The organism is Flaviflexus sp. (assembly GCF_041440645.1).
GTDB lineage: Bacteria > Actinomycetota > Actinomycetes > Actinomycetales > Actinomycetaceae > Flaviflexus.
Genome location: NZ_JASDVN010000058.1, coordinates 36,632 through 58,053, shown reverse-complemented (window position 1 = coordinate 58,053; position 21,422 = coordinate 36,632). Strand labels below are relative to the sequence as shown.

Genomic DNA, 21,422 nt, shown 5'->3' with positions numbered 1-21,422 from the left:
CGTTTCATGCCACGACGCGCAAAACGCCCGCTACACACTCAATTATGAAGAGCCCATAAACCGGCGCCGAACCAGACCGGTGAGGTCAGCGGCGGGTTCGGTTGAGGGCTGAAATGATCGCCTTGAAGGATGCCGTCAGGGTCGACGGGTCAATACCAACGCCCCACAGGATTTTGTCGTCAATCTCGGCCTCCACGTAGGCGGCCGCCGTGGCGTCCCCACCCTCGGAGAGGGCGTGCTCCTGGTAGTCGAGAATGTGGATGCGGTGACCCAGCTTCTCGATGGCGTTAACGAATGCGTCGATCGGGCCGTTGCCCGAGGTCTTAATTTCCTTCTCGTTGCCGGCCACACCGAAGGTGACGGTGAGTTCTGCTCGGGAGTCCTCGGCGGTCGCGATGTTCGTGCCCTTGAGGGAGTAGTGCCCCCAGGGCTTCAGGCCGTCGACTTCGGAGGCGGGCAGGTACTCGTCAGCAAAGATGTGCCACAGCTCATCAGCCGTGACCTCGCCACCGGTTTCGTCCGTGTAGTTCTTGACGATCCCGGACAGCTCGATCTGGAGACTGCGGGGCAGCTCAAGGTTCCTCGTGGTCGACAGCAGGTAGGCGACTCCGCCCTTGCCTGACTGGGAGTTGACGCGGACCACGGCCTCGTAGGAGCGTCCGAGGTCGGCGGGGTCGATCGGCAGGTAGGGCAGATCCCACGTGTCGTCGCCGGTCTCTTCGATCTTCTTCTTGCGGGCCTCGAAGCCCTTCTTGATGGCGTCCTGGTGGGAGCCGGAGAAGGAGGTGTAGACGAGGTCGCCAGCGTACGGTGCCCGCGCCGGGACCTCCATGCGGGTGCAGTACTCAACAACGGAACGGACTTCGTCAATGTTGGAGAAGTCGATCTGCGGATCGATGCCCTGGGTGTAGAGGTTGAGTCCGAGGGTCACGAGATCGACGTTGCCGGTGCGTTCGCCCTGGCCGAAGAGGCATCCTTCGATGCGGTCGGCGCCGGCCAGCATCGCCAGTTCGGAGGTGGCGACACCGGTGCCGCGATCGTTGTGGTTGTGTGCCGAGAGGACCACGTGATCCCTGCGGGACAGGTTCGTGCTCATCCACTCGATCTGGTCAGCGTACACGTTGGGCGTGGAGCGTTCGACTGTGGAGGGCAGGTTGAGGATGATCTCGCGATCGTCTGCTGGCTGCCACACGTCCATGACCGACTCGCACACCTCGAGCGCAAAGTCGAGCTCGGTGTCAACAAAGATCTCCGGAGAGTACTGGTAGCCGACAACCGTGTCGTCACCGATCTTCTTCTCCAGGTAGTCGATGACATCCTGAGTTCCGGCAATCGCGAGCTGCTTGGTCGCTTCCTTGTCGTTGCGGAACACGACGTTGCGGAACACGGGTGCGGTCGCGTTGTACATGTGGACCGTGGCCCGCGGGAATCCCTCGAGGGAGTCAATGGTGCGGTGAATGAGGTCGGTGCGTGCCTGGGTGAGAACCGAGACCGTGACGTCCTCCGGCACCGCGTCGTCATCGACGAGGGAACGAACGAAGTCCCAATCTGTCTGCGAGGCGGCCGGGAAGCCGATCTCAATTTCCTTGTAACCCATCTTGACGAGAAGGTCGAACATGGCGCGCTTGCGTGCGGGATCCATGGGCTCGATCAGTGCCTGGTTGCCGTCTCTCAGGTCCGTCGAGAGCCAGCGGGGGGCCTTCTCGATGCGGCGGCTGGGCCACTGGCGGGTGGGGAGATCAACCGGGTTTGTGTCGAGAAACGGCTTGTACTTGCCGAAGGGCATTCGCGAGGTGCGCTGCTGATTATTTGATCCTGAAGTCTTCACTTTTCCTGCTTCTCTTGCTTCCGTGGACCGGCACAACGAGAACTCCGCGGGGAGGGGCCGGTCGGATCAGGCCTCGCCGCGGCAACTAAGCAGGAGGTTGCGCATGGTGACAGTGTACGCCCTGAGCGCGGAAATGGAATGCATGTCCACAACCTGGGTCATCCATCCACTCTCCTGCTCCCAGTTCATCAGGTTTTCTAGCTGGCGTCGTCGTACTCGGACGGGTTGTCGAGCTTGAACAGGTCGTCGGCCGTGACGAGGCGGGTCGCGACTGAATGCTCAACGAGGCGGGCGCGACGGTTGACGGCAAGCTTGCCGGGACCGCCGTGGAGGCCGCGGATGCCGTAGCGGGTGAGGCGTTCACAGATGTGGTCGAGCTTGCGGTTGAACCGCGTGATCGGCCATCCCAGCCTGTCCGCCGCCTGCTGGGAGGACGGAATCGATGAGGTGGTGCCGCGACCGGTGAGAACCGGCTCCGCAAGAGCAAGAATGAGAAGAACCTGAGAGGGGGTGAGCTCGACGGGACCGATCGTGGTCTCGCCAGCATCGTCCGTGTCTGCCACGTGCGAGGGCAGGTAGGCGGGTTCGTCGTTAAACACCGTCATCTGGTACGTCGTCGGACCGGCGGTGAACAGCAGGACAGTCTGGGGATAGACGAGGGGGAGCTTCGCTCCCGGAGCAAGGTAGGCCTGGGTCGCACCATCGTTGTCGGCGAGCGTGGCCGAGAGGCGGGATCCGACGTTCTCGATCCAGTACATGCCATCGACGTAGCTGATCGTGAGGAAGCGGCGGTGCAGGTACTGGTTGTCGTCAAGCTGCAGGGGGCCTTCACGTCCGATCAGGAACGGTTCCTCCTGAACGACTGTGTACCATTCTCCAACGAATTCAATAGATACGGTCATGAACGATTTCCTTCCCTCGTGGGCTCCATAGTAACCGGAATAGCCCTCGCGAGGATAACGGTGGCGTTATCGTGCCCTCCCACTTCAAGTGCGCCGTCCACGAGAGCCTGCGCAATCTCATCCAGACTGCTGTCCTCGTGTTGCCTAAGAATCCACTCGATGTCCTCGTCGTCCAACTCGTCTGTGATGCCGTCCGAGCAGGCGATCAGCACCTGCCCCGTCGCCTCGACGAGCCTGAAATCGGGTTGCGAGGATACCGCGGTGCCGATGGCCCGGGTGACGATGGAGCGGCGCGGGTCGATGCGTGCCTGACCGGGGGTCAGGATCCCAGCATCGACAAGATCCTGGACCACGGAATGGTCCCTCGTCAGCACCTTCAGCACCCCATTGTCGTAGGAGTAGAGGCGCGAATCCCCCACGTGGAAGACCAACCAGCAGTCCTTAGCCGTGCCGCGGCCGAGAACTGCACCCACGAGGGTCGTGCCGGACTCTCCCCCAAGCTTCTTTGATCCCAGCTTGGCGAGCTTGACTCCGGCCCGCTCAATCGCCTTCTTGATTTCTCCCCTCGCCTGCACAGTGGATCCCGTGAAGGAGATGCCAGAGAGGATGTCGACCATGGTCTGGGCGGCGATGTCTCCCCGGTTGAGTCCACCCATGCCATCCGCGACGGCGATCAGCGGGCTCGCGTCCACGAACCGGTCCTCCTGCTTGACGCGCACGTTACCGATCGAGGTGGCGCAACCAGTCTCGATCGTGTAGCGGTCCCATGGCCGGCTCTGCTTGGAAGAAATCATGTCGTGACAAGATTATGTCAATGCTGAGAGCAGTGACGGGTAGACGTTCCAGTAAGCGAGAGCGGTCAACAGTGTGGCGAGGCCGATGATGCCGATGACGATGGTGGCGTGGGCGATGCCCTTGAGGGGTCGTGCCCGCAACCAGGCATAGATCAGGCGCACGACCATGGCGGCGGCAAAGATCGCAACGATCTGGCAGATGAGCCACCCACCACGGACGATGAGAGCGTCGGTCTGATAGGACAGTGCCAGTTCCGCGATGGCGAGCACGTACCAGACGAAGGCCACCCACGCGGCAACAACGGAGACGCCCGCGACGATGAGCGGGGTCGCCACTCCCTTCATGTTGAGCAGGCGCTGGCCCTTGATCCTGATCTGACCGATGAGGCCGCCAAGGAAGCTCAGGACCGTGAGTGCAAGGCCGGCGATGAGAATGACGAGCGCGGCCGTGCCGGAGGCGTACCAGCGTGGGGAACCGGGGCTTTCAGCCGTGAAGTTCTGGACGGGCTGATCACCCGCAATCCGCGGTTCAGCATCCGCGGTTGCCGGAAGCCCAAGGATCCACCGGGACACGTCCCGGCCAGCTTCGGCGGACAGAACGAGGTCGCCGTTCTCGTTCTCGATGCGCAGGCCGTGGTCCGCTCCCTCGTAGTAGCGAAGCGTGTACTTCGTGTTCCCGTTGGTGGCGATGTCGGAGATGATCTGGTTCGCACCCTGAATGACGGGCATGGAATAGTCGCCCGTGCCGTACATGATGAAAACTGGTTGCTCGAGCTGGCGCTGGTAGGGGCTAACATCGAAGTCGATGTAGTCGAAGCCGCCCGGGAGCTCGCCACCGATGAGGCGGGGAATGGCCTGGAGCAACTGTTCGGGAACACCCAGCCTACGCAGGTACGTGTCCGTGGCAAGAGCTCCCTGCTGACGGATGGGAAGCACGGGAGCGGACACGAGGATGACGAAGCCGACGTCAGGTTCTTCGGCTGCGACGATGGGGGCGATGAAGGCGCCCTCGGACTCGCCGTAGACACCGATCTGGGAACGGTCGACAGCTGGGTTCTCTGCCAGCCAGTTCCACTGGTCCTCGTACGCGGCCGCAAGATCAAGATAGTCGCGTGCCGTGGTCGAGTACCTGTCGAGGGGCTTGTCCCCCACGACCGTGATGATTCCGGCGGACGCCAAGGTTGTTGCCTGCTGGTTGAAGGCGGTGTGCTGGTCGGTTCCGGTACCGTGCATGAAGATCACGGCAGGGGCGGGCCGATCGACACCGACGGGGGTGCGGAGCGTGACCTTGATGGTCTGACCATCGGAGAGCACGATCTCGTGCACCTCGGTCAGGACCTCGTACGTGTGGGTCGGGGTCGTGGTCACGTTGGATCCGATCCTCGTGTCAGAGGTTTGCGGAACGATCTGGTTGAGGTACGGGTCGGGGCTCCATCCCGGCCCCGCAATCGTCCCCCACATCCCCAGGATCAGGACGAGAATGATGGTGGCGACGAGCCTGGGATGCCGCACCTCTCGTGCCATTAGAAGCCGAGTCTTCGCAGGAGCTTCGGATCGCGCTGCCATTCCTTCGCGACGCGCACGTGAATGTCGAGGTACACGCGGCAGGCAAGAAGCTTCTCGATCTCCTCGCGGGCAGCCTTGCCGACCTCCTTGAGACGAGCACCCTTGTGGCCAATGACGATGCCTTTCTGGGAGCTGCGCTCAACGTACAGGTCTGCGTGAATATCGATAAGGGGGGGCCTCTTGTCCCCTGCCTTCTGGGGGCGCTCGTTCATCTCCTCCACGAGAACGGCGATCGAGTGCGGCAGTTCGTCGCGCACGCCCTCGAGTGCGGCCTCGCGGATGAGTTCGGCAACGACGATGCGTTCCGGCTCGTGGATGGTCTCGCCCTCCGGGTAGAGAATCGGCGACTCCTCCATCATCGAGATCAGCAGGTCGGCAAGATAGTCCACGTTCTCACCGGTGATGGCGGAAACGGGCACGATCTCCTTGAAGTCGTAGAACTCCGCCACCTCGATCAGGTGGTTCGCGAGCTGCTCCTTCGACACGAGGTCGGTCTTGGTCACGAGAGCGATGACGGGGGTGCGGGACTTCTTGATCTCCTCGAGGAGGAATGCGTCACCGGGACCAACCTTGTCGGTTGCGGGCAGGCAGAGCGCCACCAGATCAACATCGCCAAGGGTGTCGCGCACGAGGTCGTTCAGGCGCTGGCCGAGCAGGGTGCGCGGCCTGTGCATGCCGGGAGTATCGACCATGATGACCTGGCCGCCGTCACGGTTCACGATGCCGCGGATGACGCGACGGGTGGTTTGGGGGCGCGCCGAGGTGATGGCCACCTTGTCTCCGACGAGCGCGTTGGTCAGGGTGGACTTGCCGGCGTTGGGCCGTCCAACCAGGCTCACAAATCCAGCTCTCGTCATTCTTCCTCCACCCTCGCAAGCAGTGTTGCGAGCCTTTTCCGTCGTCCTTCGAAGCGTTCAGCCTGAAGGTGCATTCCTAGAATATCCGTCTCGGAACCAGAAATGGGTATTTGCCCCAGTCCCTTGGCGAGCAGGCCACCGGCCGTATCGACGTCCTCGTCCTCGATTTCGAGGCCGAAGAGATCACCGAGTTCGTCGATGGGGAGGCGTGCCGGTACACGGTACACCCCATCCCCCAGATCCTCCACTTCCGGTGCGACCCGGTCGTGCTCGTCGGTCATCTCGCCCACGAGTTCCTCGAGCAGATCCTCGATGGTGACGAGACCGGCGATGCCGCCGTACTCGTCGACAACGAGCGCCATGTGGAAGTACTTCGCCTGCATGTCGTGCAGGACGTCGTCCACGGGCTTCATCTCGGGAACGAACACGGCGTCCCTCATGACGTCACTGACCGTCAGCTTGTCGGTGTCGAGCCTACGGTGGGTGCGGCGAATGATGTCCTTGACGTACAGCACGCCCGCCACGTCGTCCACGGTGTCACCGGTGACGGGGATGCGGGAGTAGCCGGAACGCACGAACAGGCTGATGGCCTTGTCGAGCGAGGTGTCGAGGTGGATCGTGATCATGTCGGTTCGGGGCACCATGACCTCGCGCACCATCGTGTCCCTCATGTCCATGACGGACTGCAGCAGGATGCGTTCGTCCTCTTCCAGCTCGTTCGATTCGGACACGCGTTCCATCATGATCGCGAGATCGTCGTCCTCCATCTCATCCTCGTCCTTCTTGACGAAGCCCGAGAAGAGGCGGGTGAGCCACGCGAGAGGGGTCGCGAACAGCCCGATTGTGCGCACCGGGTTCTTGCGACCCAGCTTGCGCGGCGAGAACACTCCCATGACGAGAGCGAGAACGATCGCGAAAGCTAAGACCACGAGAACGACCTGCCACCAGGCGCCAAGGAAGTCGGCGGCCACGAGGGCGAGAACGGATCCTGCCGTGATGGCGGAGATGGCACGGATGGAGGAGACGGCGACGCGGGCAGCGGTCCGCGACTCCACGATCGTGGCGATCTTCGTTCCGGACTTCTTTCCCGAGCCCATGGCCTCGGCGGCCTCGGTGCGGGTGATGCGTGAGAGTGCCGCATCGAGCGCGGAGGCGCTGACCTCGATGAGGAGAAGCACGATGACGACGGCTATGAGGGGTGCTTCCGGCACCTCATTGAGCATCGGTGTCATCAGCGCCCTGCGAGGAAGTTCAGCAGAAGCTTCTGCTGCAATCCAAACATTTCACGTTCCTCGTCGGGAGTGGCGTGATCGTAACCCAGCACGTGCAGGATCCCGTGGGTGACGAGAAGCAGCACCTCTTCGATGGTGGCGTGGCCCGCAACCTTCGCTTGGGCTGCGGCCACGGTCGGGCACACTACGACATCGCCGAGCATGCCCTCGACGGGTTCCTGACCGGCGGGAGCGGGACGGATCTCGTCCATTGGGAACGACAGGACGTCGGTCGGCCCCTCCTCATCCATCCACTTCACGTGCAAATCGGACATCGTGTCCTCATCCACGAGCATGACCGTGAGATCGGATCCCGGGTGGACTCGCATCTCATCCAGGACGTACCTGGCGAGAGCAGAAATTTCTTCTCCGTCTAGGGCTGGTTCGAAGCCCGACTCGTCAGCGTACTCGATCAACGCCGCCTCCTCTGGTTGTTGTGCTGTTGCGACTCCACGCCCCAGCGTTCGTATGCGTCAATGATTTCTCCCACCAGGCGGTGGCGGACGACGTCCTGGCTGGTCAGCTCAGCAAACGCGAGACCGTCGATGCCCTGGAGGACCTGACGGACCACCTTGAGTCCCGACTGGGCACCTCCGGGCAGGTCGATCTGGGTGACGTCACCCGTGACAACCGCCTTGGAACCGAAACCGAGGCGGGTGAGGAACATCTTCATCTGCTCCGGCGTCGTGTTCTGCGCCTCGTCCAGGATGATGAAGGCGTCGTTGAGGGTGCGGCCACGCATGTAGGCCAAGGGGGCAACCTCGATTGTGCCCGCCGCCATGAGCTTCGGGATGGCGTCCGCATCGAGCATGTCGTGCAGCGCGTCATAGAGCGGACGCAGGTACGGATCGATCTTGTCGTTCAGGGTTCCGGGAAGGAAGCCGAGAGACTCCCCCGCCTCCACGGCGGGACGGGTGAGGACGATGCGGGACACGGCACGGGACTGGAGGGCAACAACGGCCTTCGCCATGGCCAGGTAGGTCTTGCCGGTACCTGCGGGGCCAATGCCGAACACGATCGTGTTGTCGTCGATCGCGTCAACGTACTTCTTCTGCCCCACGGTCTTGGGGCGGATCGTCTTGCCGCGGTTGGAGAGGATGTCGGTGCTCAGGACCTCCGAGGGCGCCGCCAAGCCATCCTTCGTGATGGTGATGGCACGCTCAACCGAATCCACTGTGAGGGCCGTGCCGCCACGGACAACGTCAATGAGTTCTGAGATGAGGGAGGTGGCGAGCCCAACGGGGCCCTCGTCTCCGGTAATCGTGATTTCTCGTTCCCGCACGTGAATGTCCGCGGGTGCGAGACCGCGCTCCAGGGCTCGGAGGACTTCGTCCCTGTGGCCCAGGAGGTTAATCAGTGGAATATCTTCGGGGACATTCAGTACCTGCACACTTTGCCTTCCTGCTGTGACGCCATTCTAACGCCAGGCACCACTTGTTACCTGCACGACTGTCGCGGCCACGGAACCGGCCGTACCCGACCGCAAAACGGTGTCACCGAGGAGCACAAGTTCCCCACCGGCCTCGACAAGCAGGTCGACCTCTGCCGGGGCCATTCCACCCTCGGGACCAACAACGATCCACACGGGACCGGGTTCGGTAAGCTCGATGCCTGCCAAGCGCTGGGTTGCCTCCTCGTGGCAGATGAAGACCCGGCCACCGCCGCCCACAACGGAGCGGATGGCCTGCGCGAGTTGCTTGGACGTGTGCACGTCGGAGACGGTCGGCAGGTATGCCTGCCGGGACTGCTTCATGGCGGCAAGTGCCACCTGCTCCCACTTGGTAACGCCCTTCGCCGCCTTCGGACCGGCCCATTTGACGATGGAACGATCCGCCTGCCAGGGCACGATGCCCTGAACCCCCACCTCGATGGCGGCCTCAACGGCGGACTCATCTCGCCCGCCCTTGGCTAGTGCTTGCACGAGGGTCATGGGGTACGAGGATGGTGCTTCCTCCACGACCTCCACGGCAGTTCCCGTCAGAGAACTCGAGGTCACGGACGTCACCTCGATGGTGGCGCGAAGGCCGCGCCCGTTCACAACGTCGATGAGCTCACCGATGTCGGTGCGCTTGACGTGGGCGTGGCGTGCCTCCTCACCGGTCAGCTCAATGCGGCTTCCTTGGGCTACATCGTCAAGGTGCGGTCCGTAGTAGACCTGGTTGGTCACAGGAAGCGGTCCTTGAAGCGGGAGAACACGGAACCGGATTCGGTCACGAGCTTGCCCTCGGGCTGGGTTTCGCCACGGATCTCGGCGAGTTCACGCAACAGTTCCTTCTCTCGCCCAGAGAGCTTGGTCGGGGTCTGCACGTGCACGTTGATAACCAGGTCACCACGGTCGGAGCGGTGGAGGCGACCCACGCCCTTGCCGCGAACGCGAAGCGACACTCCCCCGGACGTGCCGGGTTCAATGTTGACGTCCTGGGGACCGTCGAAAGTGTCGATGTTCATGGTTGTGCCCAGGGCCGCAGCGGTCATCGGGATCTCCAGGTCGCACACGAGGTCGTCACCCTGGCGGGTGAACTGCGGGTGCTCCTTGACGTGAACCTCGACGAACAGGTCGCCCTGGGGGCCGCCGGCGGGGCCAACTTCGCCCTTGCCCGACATGCGGATCCGCATGCCATCCTCGATGCCGGCGGGGATCTTCACGGTGAGGGTCTGCTGTGCACGCACGCGGCCCTCTCCTGCGCAGTCGAGGCAGGGATCGGAGATTACGGTGCCGTGGCCCTGGCAGACACCGCAGGAGGTGGTGGACATGACCTGGCCGAGGAAGGAGTTCGTGACCTTGCGGACCGAACCGGAACCACCGCACGCGGTACACGTGGTTAGTTCGCTCCCCTCGCGGGAACAGGTGCCGTGACAGGTCGAGCAGCGCACCGCCGTCTCGATCGTGATCTCGGTGTCGAGACCGAAGGTGGCGTCCTCCAGCTCAATCTCAACGGGAACGAGAGCGTCCTGGCCGCGCCGGCCGCGGGGCACGGGGCCACGAGCGGCCGTGGTGCCACCGAAAAACGTGTCGAAGATGTCCTGGAAGGAACCACCAAAGCCTGCGCCGCCGGCTCCGCCGTTGCGGACGGCGGACTCGCCACCCATGTCGTACAGGCGTCGCTTCTCCTCGTTGGAGAGAACCTCGTAGGCGGCGGTCACCTCCTTGAATTCGTCGGCCTTGTCTGGGCCGGCCACGTCCGGGTGGAGGGTACGCGCCTTCTTGCGATAGGCACGCTTGATCTCGTCCTGGGAGGCACTGCGGGATACACCAAGAATGTCGTAGTAGTCAGCCACTAACGCCGTTTCTTTCTCATCGAGTTCGTTATTACTTGCTAAATCTTTGTTACTTGCTAAATCGCTGGTTCAATCTGGGAATCGTCAGTGCTGGATCCTAGGACCCCAGAATTCGGGTGAGGTATCTGGCGACCGCTCGCACGCTCACCATGGCGTTGACGTAGTCCATGCGGGTGGGGCCAACGATTCCGAGTCGCGCTTTACCCGGCTTACCGTACACCGAGGTCACGACCGACGCTTCCGAAAGGCCATCATCCTTGTTCTCCTCACCGATCGTGACAGCGAGTTCGTCGCCAACGTCGGCAAAGAGACGCAGGAGAACAACCTGCTCCTCAAGTGCCTCGAGAACTGGGGTGATGGTGCGCGCAAAGTCGACGTTGGTGCGGGCCAGGTTCGCCGTACCCGCCATGACCAGTCTTTCCTCGGCCTCGTCCGTCATGACGTCCTTCAGCACGGTCACCACCGCCCCCATCATCGCCCTTTCGAGCGGGGGAAGGTTCTCGGAATCGACCGCTTCGGCGGAGATCTCGATGCCGGTTCTGCCGGTGTAGGTGGCGTTGATGCGGGAGGAGATGGCCGTGGCCTGCTCGTCGCTCAGGGCGATGTCGACGTTGCGCTGCTCGACGGCACCCGAGTCGGTGATGGCAATGAGGATCGAGTGATGGTCAGAGATCGAAACGAGTTCGACGTGGCGCAGCGCATTGCGCTGACGGTTGGGGTACTGGACGACCGCAACCTGCTTGGTGAGCTGAGCAAGAAGCCTGCCCGCCCGGATGAGCACGTCATCCATGTCGATTGCACCCTCGAGCCAGGTTTCGATCGCCTTCTTCTCGGCCGACGACATGGGTTTGACCTGCGAGATCGTGTCAACGAATGCGCGGTAGCCGCGGTCGGTTGGAACGCGTCCAGCGGACGTGTGCGGCTGGTGGATGAGACCGCCCTCTTCCAGGGCCGCCATGTCATTTCGAATCGTTGCGGAAGAAACATCGAAGCCGTGACGTTCAGCGATTGCCTTGGAACCAACGGGCTCCCGGGTGTAAACGTAATCCTCCACGATCGCCTGCAATACTCTCAGTCGACGTTCGTCGCTTCGCACCGTTCCTCCCTTCTTGCACTCGACATGCCTGAGTGCTAATTCTACGCACAAACGACTTTACTGCATACCCTTAGACGGTGAGAGCTTCGCGACCAGCTGACAGATACGGCCGGGATGTCCTATCGGAACCCAAGCCGTCCAAACTACGCACCCAGAAAAACGTTCCCGCCGAGGTGGGCTTGGTCCTCGAGGACGTGACCTCGGGTTTCGTTGGTGAGATCGTGGCCGTTGGCAAGGTCGCGGGCGAGCTTCTCATGACTCTCGAGGGGCGCGGCAACGTCAGGCGTAAGTTCCCACTTGGTCCCGGTTTCTGGCTCGATGGCGAGCCCGTCAACATCGTTCCCCCACAGCGCAAGTCCGCGAGCGCCACCCATGCCACATCACGGACGGCATCGGGTTCCGTTCGCGTCAAGGCGAAGCCGGCAACGATGCTTCCGTCTCGCATGTGGGTGGAGGGCCGGCACGACTGGCAGCTGATCGACAAGGTGTGGGGTGAGGATCTGCGTCTCGAGGGCATTGCCGTTGAGGAGCTCGCTGGCGTCGATCATCTGGAGGAGATGCTGGCGGTCTTTGATCCGGGTCCCGGTAGGCGCGCCGCTGTTCTCGTTGACCATCTTCTTCCCGGCACAAAGGAGTCGCGCCTGGTTGAGGCCGCTCTCGAACGCTACGGAAACGATCACGTTCTCGTTCTCGGTCATCCGTATGTCGATGTGTGGCAGGCAATCAAGCCGGCCAGGGTTGGCCTGAAGGAGTGGCCGATGATTCCGAAGTCGATCGACATTAAGAAGGGCACGCTCGAGGCCCTTGGGCTCCCCCAGGAGACGCAGGAGGACGTCGGTATCGGGTGGTCAAGGATCCTTGGTCGCGTCCGTGACTGGAAGGATCTCGAACCATCCCTCCTTGGCCGGGTCGAGGAGCTCATCGACTTCCTCACCGCACCGGAGTAGCTCGAAGCAGACTTTTGGAGACAGTGAATCTCAGGACTGGAATGGGGCGGGCATCATTGCCTGCCCCGTCTTCTCTCTTGAGTCGGGTCGTTGGTGAGCAGTGCGTTCCTTATTCTCCTGTGGTCTAGTCCCACAGGGTTCGGATGACGGTGTCGGCGAGTAGCCTGCCCTTGAGTGTGAGGACCATGCGGCCTCCTGCGAGTTCCGTTGGGTCGAGGAGTCCGTCCGAAGCGAGGAGCATGGTCTTGTGGCGGCGTCCCGCAAGGGCTGCGCGGTTGGGGGCTTCGCCGGGTCCCGCGAGTCCTGCCGTGAGCGGGAGGCCTTCGGCGAGCCTGATACCGAGCATGATGTCCTCTTCGGAGCGCTCCTCAGGCGAGAGGATCTCGCGTGCCGCTGCGGGTGACTCCCCCGCCTTCAGGCGTTCCGCCCACGTCCTGGGGTGTTTGACGTTCCAGAAGCGGGTGCCGTTGATGTGGGAGTGTGCCCCCGGCCCAAATCCCCACCAGTTGTTGTTGCGCCAGTAGGCCATGTTGTGGCGAGACTGGTGACCCGGCTTGGACCAGTTTGAGACTTCGTACCAGGAGTATCCGGCCTCGCTCAGCATCTCGTCGGCGATCTCGTACTTGGCGGCGAGGTCGTCCGGATCGGTGTCGGGGAGGATGCCGCGCTTGACCTGCTGACCCATTTTCGTGCCCGGTTCGATGCCGAGGCCGTAGGCGGAGATGTGGTCGGGGTTCATGGAGATCGCTTCGCGTAGCGAGTGCCTCCAGTCGTCGAGTGATTCCCCGGGGGTTCCGTAGATGAGGTCGAGGGATGATGAGAGACCGGCGTCCTTCGCCCACGTGATGACCTGGGGTACGCGTTCGGGTGTGTGGAGGCGGTCGAGTGTGGCAAGCACGTGGGTGGATGCTGACTGCATGCCGACCGAGACCCGTGTGAAACCGGCTTCCTTCAGGGCGCGCAGGTACTCGGCATCGACCGTTTCCGGGTTCGCTTCCGTCGTGACCTCGGCTCCCTCCTCAATGCCGAACACGAGCTCGAGGACACCGAGAATGTGGGCGAGCTGGGAGGCCTGGAGGAAGGTGGGGGTGCCGCCACCGAAGAACACGGTGCTCAGCGGCTTCCCGCCGTCGAGAACCTGGCCCGCGAGCGCGATCTCGCCCAGCAGTTGGGTGTCGTACTCGCGCGGGGTTGCACCCGCCCCGAGTTCCGTTGAGGTGTAGGTGTTGAAGTCGCAGTATCCGCACCGCACCTGACAGAAGGGCACGTGAACGTAGGCCGATAACGGCCTGTCCATCGCGATATCGGGAAGGCTGCCGTCCTTGGGGGCTTCTTCGCCGTCGGGTAGTTCAGGCACGAATGACCTCCAGGTCGTGGATCTTGCGTTCTTCGTTGAGGCCCCGGGTCTCAAAGCGGGTCTGGATGCGGCCCTCCCAGCGGGGCGCGAAGCCTCCGGTGATGCCCAGCTCGCCCGGGTCGTCTTCGTCTGCTCGCATGGCGGCGTGGGGATTGTGGAACTCGGGTACCGCGGCAATCGCGTCCCTCATCTGCCACGCGTAGTCGTCCCAGTCTGTTGCGAGCCGCCACGTGCCGCCCTCGGGAAGGATCGAGGCAATGAGAGTCGCGAACTCGGGGGTGACGAGTCGGCGCTTGCGGTGGCGTGCCTTCTGCCACGGGTCGGGGAAGAAGGTCCACACTTCGTCCGGCTTCCGGTTGGGTCCAAAGATCATTGGGAGGGCGGGTACGGCGTCGGCGCAGATCATGCGGACGTTGTCGACCTCTTCGCGGACGATCCTGGCGACCGAGGCCGCAACTCCCGGCCACCACACTTCGAAGGCGAGATGGTTGATCTCGGGGTGTGCCTTGGCGTGGGCGACCACCTGGTCGGCCGCACCGGCACCGATCTCGACGATGAGGGGAGCGTCCCTCTCGAACGCCTTCTCGAGATCCGGTACCTCCGTGAGAAAGAGACCGGGGTCCACCTGCGCGTCAATCACGTACCGCTCCCCGTACTTGTCGAGGGCGCGCTGGTTCCGTTCGGGCAGGCGCCCGCTTCGCCTCGTGAAGCTGGTGATGCGGCGGTGGTGGGGTTCTGTCACAGGGTGTTCCTTAGGTTCTCTGGCAGGTAGTTGATGACGTAGTCGGCGAGGGTCACGTCCCCGCTCCGGTGGGCCTCGGCAAGCGTGTCGTAGTGGCTGGCGCGATCGGTGAACAGGTCCTTGACGGTCACGCCGTGGTGTGGCACGTGGAGTTCAACGAGTTCGTCGCCGGCCTGGGCCTCCCCCGCCTTTCGCACACGGAAGTAGGCACCCGAATAGCCGTGGTCGAGGAAGCGTTTGACCCAGCCCTGCTCCCCGCGCCAGTACTCGAAGGTCTTGCATGGGTTGCGGCAGCCCGTGACCTCGAGTTCCGCGGTACCGAGCCGGTAGCGTGCCCCGAGGATAAAGTCATCGACGTCGGCCTCCACGCGGATGTTCTCGCCGAAGATTCCGGGTGGGAGTTCCTCACCAAGTTCCCGTTCCCACCACGCCATTTCACCGGCAGAGACCGCGTACACGGCCTTCTCGATGCCACCGTGCTTGGCGCGGTCCGCCTGGATATCACCCCACAGGCCCATGGTGACGATCCTGATGGGACCATCCACGGGCTTCTTGTTGATCGCGGTGACACCGACTCGGCCCAAGGGAACGGGCACAAGCTCGGACACGACACACAGGTGGGTAACTCGCATGCTCTCCACTGTAGCGGCCTCAGTCAATTGCGGTCCCTCACCATCAGGGCGTCAGCCGCTTCTGTTGCGGCAAGGGGCGGGTGACCGCAGGACATTGACTCTCTGCAACTACGTCTCTTCAGCTCTTTGGAGCTACGTCCTCTTACTCGGCGGGCGGGTTTGAGCGTGCCCAGATCGCGACCACCACGATAATGATGACGGCGAGCAGGATCCATTTCATTTCGCGGGCGCCTGATCTGAGGTGAGCGCAGCAACGAACGCCTCTTGGGGAACGTCAACGCGACCAATCGATTTCATTCGCTTCTTGCCTTCCTTCTGCTTTTCCAGAAGTTTACGCTTACGCGAAATGTCGCCGCCATAGCACTTGGCAAGCATGTCCTTGCGCAGAGCCTTGATTGTCTCTCGAGCGATCACGCGGGTGCCGATCGCGGCCTGAATCGGGATCTCAAACTGCTGACGAGGAATGAGGGCCTTGAGCTTCCCTGTCATCTCGGTCCCGTAGTTGTACGCCTTATCGCGGTGCACAATCGCCGAGAACGCATCGACCTTCTCGTGGTTGAGGAGAATGTCGACCTTGACGAGATCGGCCTCCTGCTCCCCGTCCATGTCGTAGTCCAGGGAGGCATATCCGCGGGTCTTGGACTTGAGCTGATCGAAGAAGTCGAACACGATCTCCGCAAGCGGAAGCCTGTAGTGCATCTCCACCCTGTCTTCCGACAGGTAGTCCATGCCGCCCATGATGCCGCGGCGCTGCTGACACAGCTCCATGACCGCACCAATGTAATCGGAAGGGGTGAGGATCGTTGCCTCCACGACCGGTTCGGAGATTCGGGCAACCTTGCCGTCGGGGAACTCGGACGGGTTCGTCACCTCAATCTGAGTGCCGTCCTCGGACGTCACGTTGTACACGACGGAAGGAGCGGTTGCGATCAGGTCGATGTTGAACTCACGCTCAAGGCGCTCGCGGATGATTTCCAGGTGAAGCAGGCCGAGGAAGCCGCAACGGAAACCGAAACCAAGGGCCGCGGAGGACTCCGGCTCGAAGGTGAGGGCCGCGTCGTTGAGCTGAAGCTTGTCGAGAGCCTCACGCAGTGCCGGGAAGTCCGAACCATCAATGGGATAGATGCCCGAGAACACCATCGGCTTCGGCTCGACATAACCGGACAGGGGTTCGGTCGCGGGACGGGCCGACACGGTCACCGTGTCACCAACGCGGGTCTGACGAACGTCCTTCGCACCGGTGATGAGGTAACCGACCTCGCCAACGCCAAGACCGTTCGATGCCTTCGGCTCGGGAGAGATCACACCGATCTCTTGAAGCTCGTGGGTCACTCCAGTCGACATCGTGGTCAGCTTCGTGCGCGGAGTGAACAGGCCGTCCTTCACCCTCACGTAGGTGACGACGCCGCGATAACTGTCGTAGACGGAGTCAAAAATCATGGCGCGGGCCGGAGCATCCGGGTCGCCAACGGGTGCCGGGATCTCGCCGACGATGCGGTCGAGAAGCTCGGACACGCCCTCACCGGTCTTACCCGACACACGCAGGCAGTCCTCGGGTTCGCCACCAATGAGGGAGGCGAGCTCCTCCGCGTACTTCTCAGGCTGAGCCGCGGGAAGATCGATCTTGTTCAGAACGGGGACGATGGCAAGATCGTTCTCGAGAGCCATATAGAGGTTCGCCAGCGTCTGGGCCTCAATACCCTGAGCCGCATCGACCAGAAGGATCGCGCCCTCGCAGGCCGCGAGCGAACGGTTGACCTCGTAGGAGAAGTCGACGTGTCCAGGGGTGTCAATCATGTTGAGGGCATACTCGGTGCCATCGACGGTCCAGGGCATGCGAACGGCCTGAGACTTGATGGTTATGCCACGCTCGCGCTCAATATCCATGCGGTCAAGGTACTGGGCGCGCATGAGGCGCTCCTCGACAATGCCGGTGAGCTGGAGCATGCGATCGGCCAGGGTCGACTTGCCGTGGTCGATGTGCGCGATGATGCAGAAGTTCCGCAACCGGTCAGCGGGCGTTTTCGCCGGCTGGAGTGACTGGGAGGGATTCAACGTAGACACTGGTCTCCATTCTATGTTCCGGTCCAGTCTACCCATCTCTACCCGAACACAGACGAATGGGCGGAGGTGAACTGCCTCAAGTGAATCAGTTGGGACTTCCACGCAACGGGCGCCGTCCTGTTCGCCCACTGCCAATTCCCAGGAAACTCCCACGAACTGACTGCCCTTTCCTGGAACAATAGGACCCATGAGTGCGCTACCCGGATCCCTCTCCCTGTTCCTGCCCCTGCTCGTCAAGATGCTGAAAGGTCCAGGCAAGTTCTTCATTGCCCTCAACGGACTCATGACGGGCCTGCTCCTCTGGCTCGCCATCAGGGCAGTTCAGGATGGTCACTCAGCGGTCTGGGTCATTCTCGTCATCGCCGCGGTCTTGCTCCTCGGCATCGTAGTCTTCACCGTCCGCGGCTACCAGCTGTCCAAGCACGTGGACGATCTCGAGAAACTCAATCTCGATGCTGGCCAGGATGTCGAGATCTACACGGCCGACGGCAGGTCGACGAAGGATGCGGAAATGGAGCAGAGGTTCAACGACGCCGCCTACGAGGCATCCCGGAGGGACGCCGCGTTCATGCCACGCGTTAAGGCAGCACAGCGCGCCGCCATCGCAGCAGCCGGCGGCACCGTCCAGGCACCGTACCTCAAGGCTGATCTTCGCATCACGATCATCGCCGGCATGCTCACCATGATCGCGGGCCCACTCTCCTTCTTCTTGTTCATCATCACCGCGGTCATCTCCTGACCCTCATCTTCCAACCCTCATCTCCTCAACGGGAACTGCCGACTGACAGCACAATTCCCGCATGCCCCACCAGAACAGGTGGGGCATCGTCGTCAAGGATCAAGGCAATGGGCTACGTTCAGCAGGCTCGACAACGTCATCTGTCTGCAAGTCGGGAGACGTGCCGCGCAGTTGGCCTACCAGTCACGCATCGGGGCTGGTTATCGAGCCGTGAGATCGTGGATGAAACTCCCCATACAGGAGGTGGTTTGGCCTGTCGTGTGGGACGATATTTCCCATGGGATTACCAACTAAGTATTTGGGCAAGGACGAGGTCATTATCCGCCACATGCACAGCCATGTGAAGGAACTGTTCCTCGCGATCATTCTCGCTGTTCTCCTTATTGTCGCCGTCGTTGCCGCCTTCATCTTCATTCCCGAGTCAGCAAAGCCCTGGGGCCCCTACATTGTTCTCGGTCTCGCGATCATCCTCGCGATCTGGAAGGTGTTCATCCCCTGGCTCAAGTGGTTCACCGATACGTACACCATTACTTCCCGCAGGATCATCACCCGCACCGGCATCATCGCCAAGAACGGTCACGACATTCCGCTCGCAAGGATCTCGAACGTCTCCTACGAGCACGACCTCATTGACCGCATCTTCGGATGCGGCACCCTCATCCTCGAAACCTCAGCTGACAACCCGCTGCGTCTGCACGACGTCCCCAAGGTTGAAGAGGTGCACGTCGAACTGACCGAGCTCCTGTTTGCCGACGATCACCACCGGGAACTGGACCGGGACTATTAGCCTCGACAATCTCAATTCTTGACGTGTGCCGCGGATACTCCGCGGCACACTGCTTTCTGTCGCTACCGCCGTTTATTGTTCATCCGTTCTTCCTCAGATCGGTTTTCCTCCCTTCACTTTTTCATCGTCATTCTTGTTGCTCTCGCAGTTGAGACCCGACAATGCTGTAACCTGTCCCAATGTCGTGAAAGTTCACAGCGTTGCCACTAAGGTAGGGGCGTGAGTTTTCTAGACAGAGCTAAACGCATTGCCCGATCAGTCATGCGCTCCCCCGAGGCGAAGCGTCTCGTCCGCCAAGTGACATCGGAGCTAACGGACAACAAGTCGAAGCCCGGCAAGACTCAGCCAAAGAAGCAGAGCGCATCGAAGCCCGCTTCCTCTGGCAAGCAGGGCAAGAACAACCAAGCTCCCACCCTCCAGCCCCAGGCGGGGATGCCGGGGCCGGACGATCAGGCCACCGTGTACTCGTTTGCCGAGTTCGGCATGCCGGACTTTACCTACGTTCCAGCCAACGATGGGGACGCTGATCCCGGTGAGGTCGTGTGGACGTGGGTTCCCTACGAGGATGACCCAACCCAGGGCAAGGACCGCCCCGTTCTCGTCCTCGCCCGCCGCGGCAACAACGTCGTCTTTGCTCAAATGACGTCGAGGGACCACACCGACGGCAACGGTCTTGCCGAACGAGAGGATCACTTGGGCAGGCGCTGGTTCGACATGGGCTCGGGAGACTGGGACCGTGAAGGACGCCCCTCGGAGGTCCGTATCGACCGTCTGCTCCTCGCTCACAAGAACTCGATCCGCCGCGAAGGCGGCAAGCTGGATAAGACGAGATTCACACAGATTGCGGATGCTATTAGTTCGATTCACGGCAAGTAGCTGGTAATCTGTTAACTCGGACTTGCTATCTGGTCGGATAGCCAAGTCGTAGCCACCGACCAAACCACAGGGTGCCCCACGCCCTCGTCCCGGTCATGGCGGAGCCCTCACTGACCGTGTAAACATTCGCAACCGCGAAGTCGACGAAAGAATTGAGAACGTGGCAAATATTAAGTCGCAGAAGAAGCGTAACCTGACGAACGAAAAGCGTCGCCTACGCAACCAGGCCTACAAGGCAGAGCTGAAGACCTACGTCCGTAAGGTCCGCACGCTCGCAGCTGAAGGCAACAAGGAAGAGGCCACCACGGCCCTCAACGTTGCAAGCCGCAAGCTCGACAAGGCCGTTTCCAAGGGTGTCATTCACCGCAACCAGGCAGCGAACCGCAAGTCGAAGCTCGCCAAGGCTGTCGCAAAGATCGACGCCTAGGTTTAGTTGAAGAATGGCGGCACGATGTGCAGCCATTTTTCATGCCAACGCCCGGAGTCACTCCGGGCGTTTCCTTTGTCCTATGTGCGTTTCTCTCTTGTTCTCCTCGCCCTTACCGCGTGGATATCTAACCGCAGTTCGGTCCCAACCTACACTCAAGAAGGACCCCAGTTGGTGATCTCGTAGGGAATCAGAGTCTGCGGGCTGCTGTCACAACCCGGATGCACTTCTCGAGCGAGTATGTGGCATCCCGTGCCTCGCCACGGAAGCCCTTGACGTCCGCGTCAGCCTTGGCGATCGCGCTGATTGCTCGTGCCAGTGCCTCATCGGACCAGTTGCGTAGGGAACGCTTGGCTCGGTCCACCTGCCAGGGCGCCATCGATAGCTTGATGTTCCGCCCATCCCGACCCATGGTTGCCGACACCTTTGCCATGTCGCGGAACTTGAAAGCGAGAGCGGACACGATCGCGACCTCGTGGGTCCCGGTCGAGAGTGCGTGCCTCATTTGCTGGAGAGCAAGCGTGAGGTTTCCTTCGACAACAGCATCGGCAACGGCGTAGCCGGTCGCCTCAATCCGTCCGCCGTAGTACGTGTTGACGTGAGTTGTGGTGATCGTTCCGGACGTGTCGTCGATGAGCTGTCGCAAAGCCGAGGTCATCTCGCGAATGTCGCTTCCCATGCTGTCAACGAGCATGCGCAGCGCATCCTCGTTCACCCTGCGGCCGGCCCGAGAAGCGTCCGCCCTCAAAAGATCGATCTTGTCGGAGTCGTACTTCAGTTCCGGAATGTCGGCAACGGGGAAACCTACTGATTCGATCGCCTTGTCGAGCTTGACACCACGTGCCGCACTGCGGGACTTCATCGACCTGACGGCTACGAGGAAAAGATCCGGGCTTGGGTGCGCAACGAGCTCCAGAGCGTCCTGAAGGAAGGCATCGCTCATGGATTCCAGACCGGTGACGATTCCGAGCTTGGCTCCCCCAAACAACGAGGGGCTTGCGAGAACAGCGAGCTCGCCGGCCGGATAGTCACCAGCATCCAGCTTCACGACTTCGATCTCGGGATCCTGCTGGCGTGCCTGGGCAATGAGTCGATCACGTGCCCTGTCGGTCAGAGCCTCTTCCTTCGACTTGATGAGAACAACGGGGGCGAGTTCAACAGAATCCCACCCTGGACCACTCTTCTTTGCCTGCGCCATTGTCCCATTATCCCATGCGAACGGCCCGAGCCACGATCTCACCAGGTTCACCGATACTGT

Annotated in this window: 21 protein-coding genes; 5 read left to right on the top strand and 16 right to left on the bottom strand. The window is 61.8% G+C overall.

The window, feature by feature from the left end; genetic code table 11:
• Window positions 1-85: 85 nt before the first annotated feature.
• The 11 genes from leuA to hrcA all read right to left on the bottom strand — a co-directional run bounded on the left by leuA (window position 86) and on the right by hrcA (window position 11,593).
• Window positions 86-1,828, bottom strand: coding sequence for a 2-isopropylmalate synthase (gene leuA / locus QMB98_RS08905; protein WP_371685375.1), 1,743 nt, complete (start codon window positions 1,826-1,828; stop codon window positions 86-88).
• 197 nt (window positions 1,829-2,025) lie between these two features.
• A complete protein-coding gene (locus QMB98_RS08900) occupies window positions 2,026-2,730 on the bottom strand; it encodes a hypothetical protein (RefSeq protein WP_371685374.1) in 705 nt (234 codons plus the stop codon).
• The gene (locus QMB98_RS08895) at window positions 2,727-3,524 is read right to left on the bottom strand and encodes a PP2C family serine/threonine-protein phosphatase (protein WP_371685373.1); all 798 of its coding nucleotides are present in this window, start codon (window positions 3,522-3,524) and stop codon (window positions 2,727-2,729) included. Before QMB98_RS08895 ends, QMB98_RS08900 begins: the two co-directional genes overlap by 4 nt.
• Window positions 3,525-3,536: 12 nt before the next feature.
• A complete protein-coding gene (locus QMB98_RS08890) occupies window positions 3,537-5,048 on the bottom strand; it encodes an alpha/beta hydrolase family protein (RefSeq protein ID WP_371685372.1) in 1,512 nt (503 codons plus the stop codon).
• Window positions 5,048-5,947 carry a GTPase Era gene (era, locus tag QMB98_RS08885; protein WP_371685371.1) on the bottom strand — a complete coding sequence of 300 codons (900 nt, stop codon included), beginning with the start codon at window positions 5,945-5,947 and terminating at the stop codon, window positions 5,048-5,050. Before era ends, QMB98_RS08890 begins: the two co-directional genes overlap by 1 nt.
• Window positions 5,944-7,179 carry a hemolysin family protein gene (locus QMB98_RS08880; protein WP_371685370.1) on the bottom strand — a complete coding sequence of 412 codons (1,236 nt, stop codon included), beginning with the start codon at window positions 7,177-7,179 and terminating at the stop codon, window positions 5,944-5,946. Before QMB98_RS08880 ends, era begins: the two co-directional genes overlap by 4 nt.
• Entirely contained in the window at window positions 7,179-7,634 is a 456-nt protein-coding gene (gene ybeY, locus QMB98_RS08875; RefSeq protein WP_371685369.1) for an rRNA maturation RNase YbeY, read from the bottom strand. The genes QMB98_RS08880 and ybeY overlap by 1 nt, the downstream gene beginning before the upstream one ends.
• A complete protein-coding gene (locus QMB98_RS08870; protein ID WP_371685368.1) occupies window positions 7,631-8,608 on the bottom strand; it encodes a PhoH family protein in 978 nt (325 codons plus the stop codon). Before QMB98_RS08870 ends, ybeY begins: the two co-directional genes overlap by 4 nt.
• 27 nt (window positions 8,609-8,635) lie before the next feature.
• Window positions 8,636-9,385: a 16S rRNA (uracil(1498)-N(3))-methyltransferase gene (locus QMB98_RS08865; RefSeq protein ID WP_371685367.1), complete on the bottom strand. Its 750-nt coding sequence runs from the start codon at window positions 9,383-9,385 to the stop codon at window positions 8,636-8,638.
• Window positions 9,382-10,497, bottom strand: coding sequence for a molecular chaperone DnaJ (gene dnaJ / locus QMB98_RS08860; RefSeq protein WP_371685366.1), 1,116 nt, complete (start codon window positions 10,495-10,497; stop codon window positions 9,382-9,384). Before dnaJ ends, QMB98_RS08865 begins: the two co-directional genes overlap by 4 nt.
• A gap of 97 nt (window positions 10,498-10,594) precedes the next feature.
• On the bottom strand, window positions 10,595-11,593 hold the full coding sequence (gene hrcA, locus QMB98_RS08855; protein ID WP_371685365.1) for a heat-inducible transcriptional repressor HrcA: 999 nt from the start codon (window positions 11,591-11,593) through the stop codon (window positions 10,595-10,597).
• 77 nt (window positions 11,594-11,670) lie between these two features.
• Between hrcA and QMB98_RS08850 the strand changes: the two genes are divergently transcribed.
• Window positions 11,671-12,540, top strand: a complete 870-nt coding sequence (locus QMB98_RS08850) for a DUF3097 family protein (RefSeq protein ID WP_371685363.1) — start codon at window positions 11,671-11,673, stop codon at window positions 12,538-12,540.
• 124 nt (window positions 12,541-12,664) lie between these two features.
• Here the strand turns inward: QMB98_RS08850 and hemW are convergent, their stop codons facing one another.
• The 4 genes from hemW to lepA form a co-directional block, all read right to left on the bottom strand.
• Window positions 12,665-13,897 (bottom strand): radical SAM family heme chaperone HemW, encoded by a 1,233-nt coding sequence (gene hemW, locus QMB98_RS08845; protein WP_371685362.1) that lies wholly within the window; start codon window positions 13,895-13,897, stop codon window positions 12,665-12,667.
• Entirely contained in the window at window positions 13,890-14,639 is a 750-nt protein-coding gene (gene trmB, locus QMB98_RS08840) for a tRNA (guanosine(46)-N7)-methyltransferase TrmB (protein WP_371685361.1), read from the bottom strand. Before trmB ends, hemW begins: the two co-directional genes overlap by 8 nt.
• A complete protein-coding gene (locus QMB98_RS08835; RefSeq protein WP_371685360.1) occupies window positions 14,636-15,271 on the bottom strand; it encodes an MOSC domain-containing protein in 636 nt (211 codons plus the stop codon). Before QMB98_RS08835 ends, trmB begins: the two co-directional genes overlap by 4 nt.
• A 216-nt stretch (window positions 15,272-15,487) precedes the next feature.
• Window positions 15,488-17,371, bottom strand: a complete 1,884-nt coding sequence (lepA, locus tag QMB98_RS08830; protein ID WP_371685359.1) for a translation elongation factor 4 — start codon at window positions 17,369-17,371, stop codon at window positions 15,488-15,490.
• Between the two features lie 151 nt (window positions 17,372-17,522).
• Here lepA and QMB98_RS08825 point away from each other — a divergent pair, with 151 nt between their 5' ends.
• From QMB98_RS08825 to rpsT, 4 genes are all read left to right on the top strand, one after another.
• Window positions 17,523-18,074, top strand: a complete 552-nt coding sequence (locus tag QMB98_RS08825; RefSeq protein ID WP_371685358.1) for a hypothetical protein — start codon at window positions 17,523-17,525, stop codon at window positions 18,072-18,074.
• A 277-nt stretch (window positions 18,075-18,351) separates the two neighbouring features.
• Window positions 18,352-18,861 carry a PH domain-containing protein gene (locus tag QMB98_RS08820; RefSeq protein ID WP_371685357.1) on the top strand — a complete coding sequence of 170 codons (510 nt, stop codon included), beginning with the start codon at window positions 18,352-18,354 and terminating at the stop codon, window positions 18,859-18,861.
• 219 nt (window positions 18,862-19,080) lie between these two features.
• Window positions 19,081-19,737: a type II toxin-antitoxin system PemK/MazF family toxin gene (locus QMB98_RS08815; protein ID WP_371685356.1), complete on the top strand. Its 657-nt coding sequence runs from the start codon at window positions 19,081-19,083 to the stop codon at window positions 19,735-19,737.
• Window positions 19,738-19,897: 160 nt separating this feature from the next.
• A complete protein-coding gene (gene rpsT, locus QMB98_RS08810) occupies window positions 19,898-20,164 on the top strand; it encodes a 30S ribosomal protein S20 (protein WP_371685355.1) in 267 nt (88 codons plus the stop codon).
• Between the two features lie 190 nt (window positions 20,165-20,354).
• Here rpsT and holA read toward each other — a convergent pair whose 3' ends face one another.
• Window positions 20,355-21,362 (bottom strand): DNA polymerase III subunit delta, encoded by a 1,008-nt coding sequence (gene holA, locus QMB98_RS08805; RefSeq protein WP_371685354.1) that lies wholly within the window; start codon window positions 21,360-21,362, stop codon window positions 20,355-20,357.
• Window positions 21,363-21,422 lie beyond the last annotated feature (60 nt).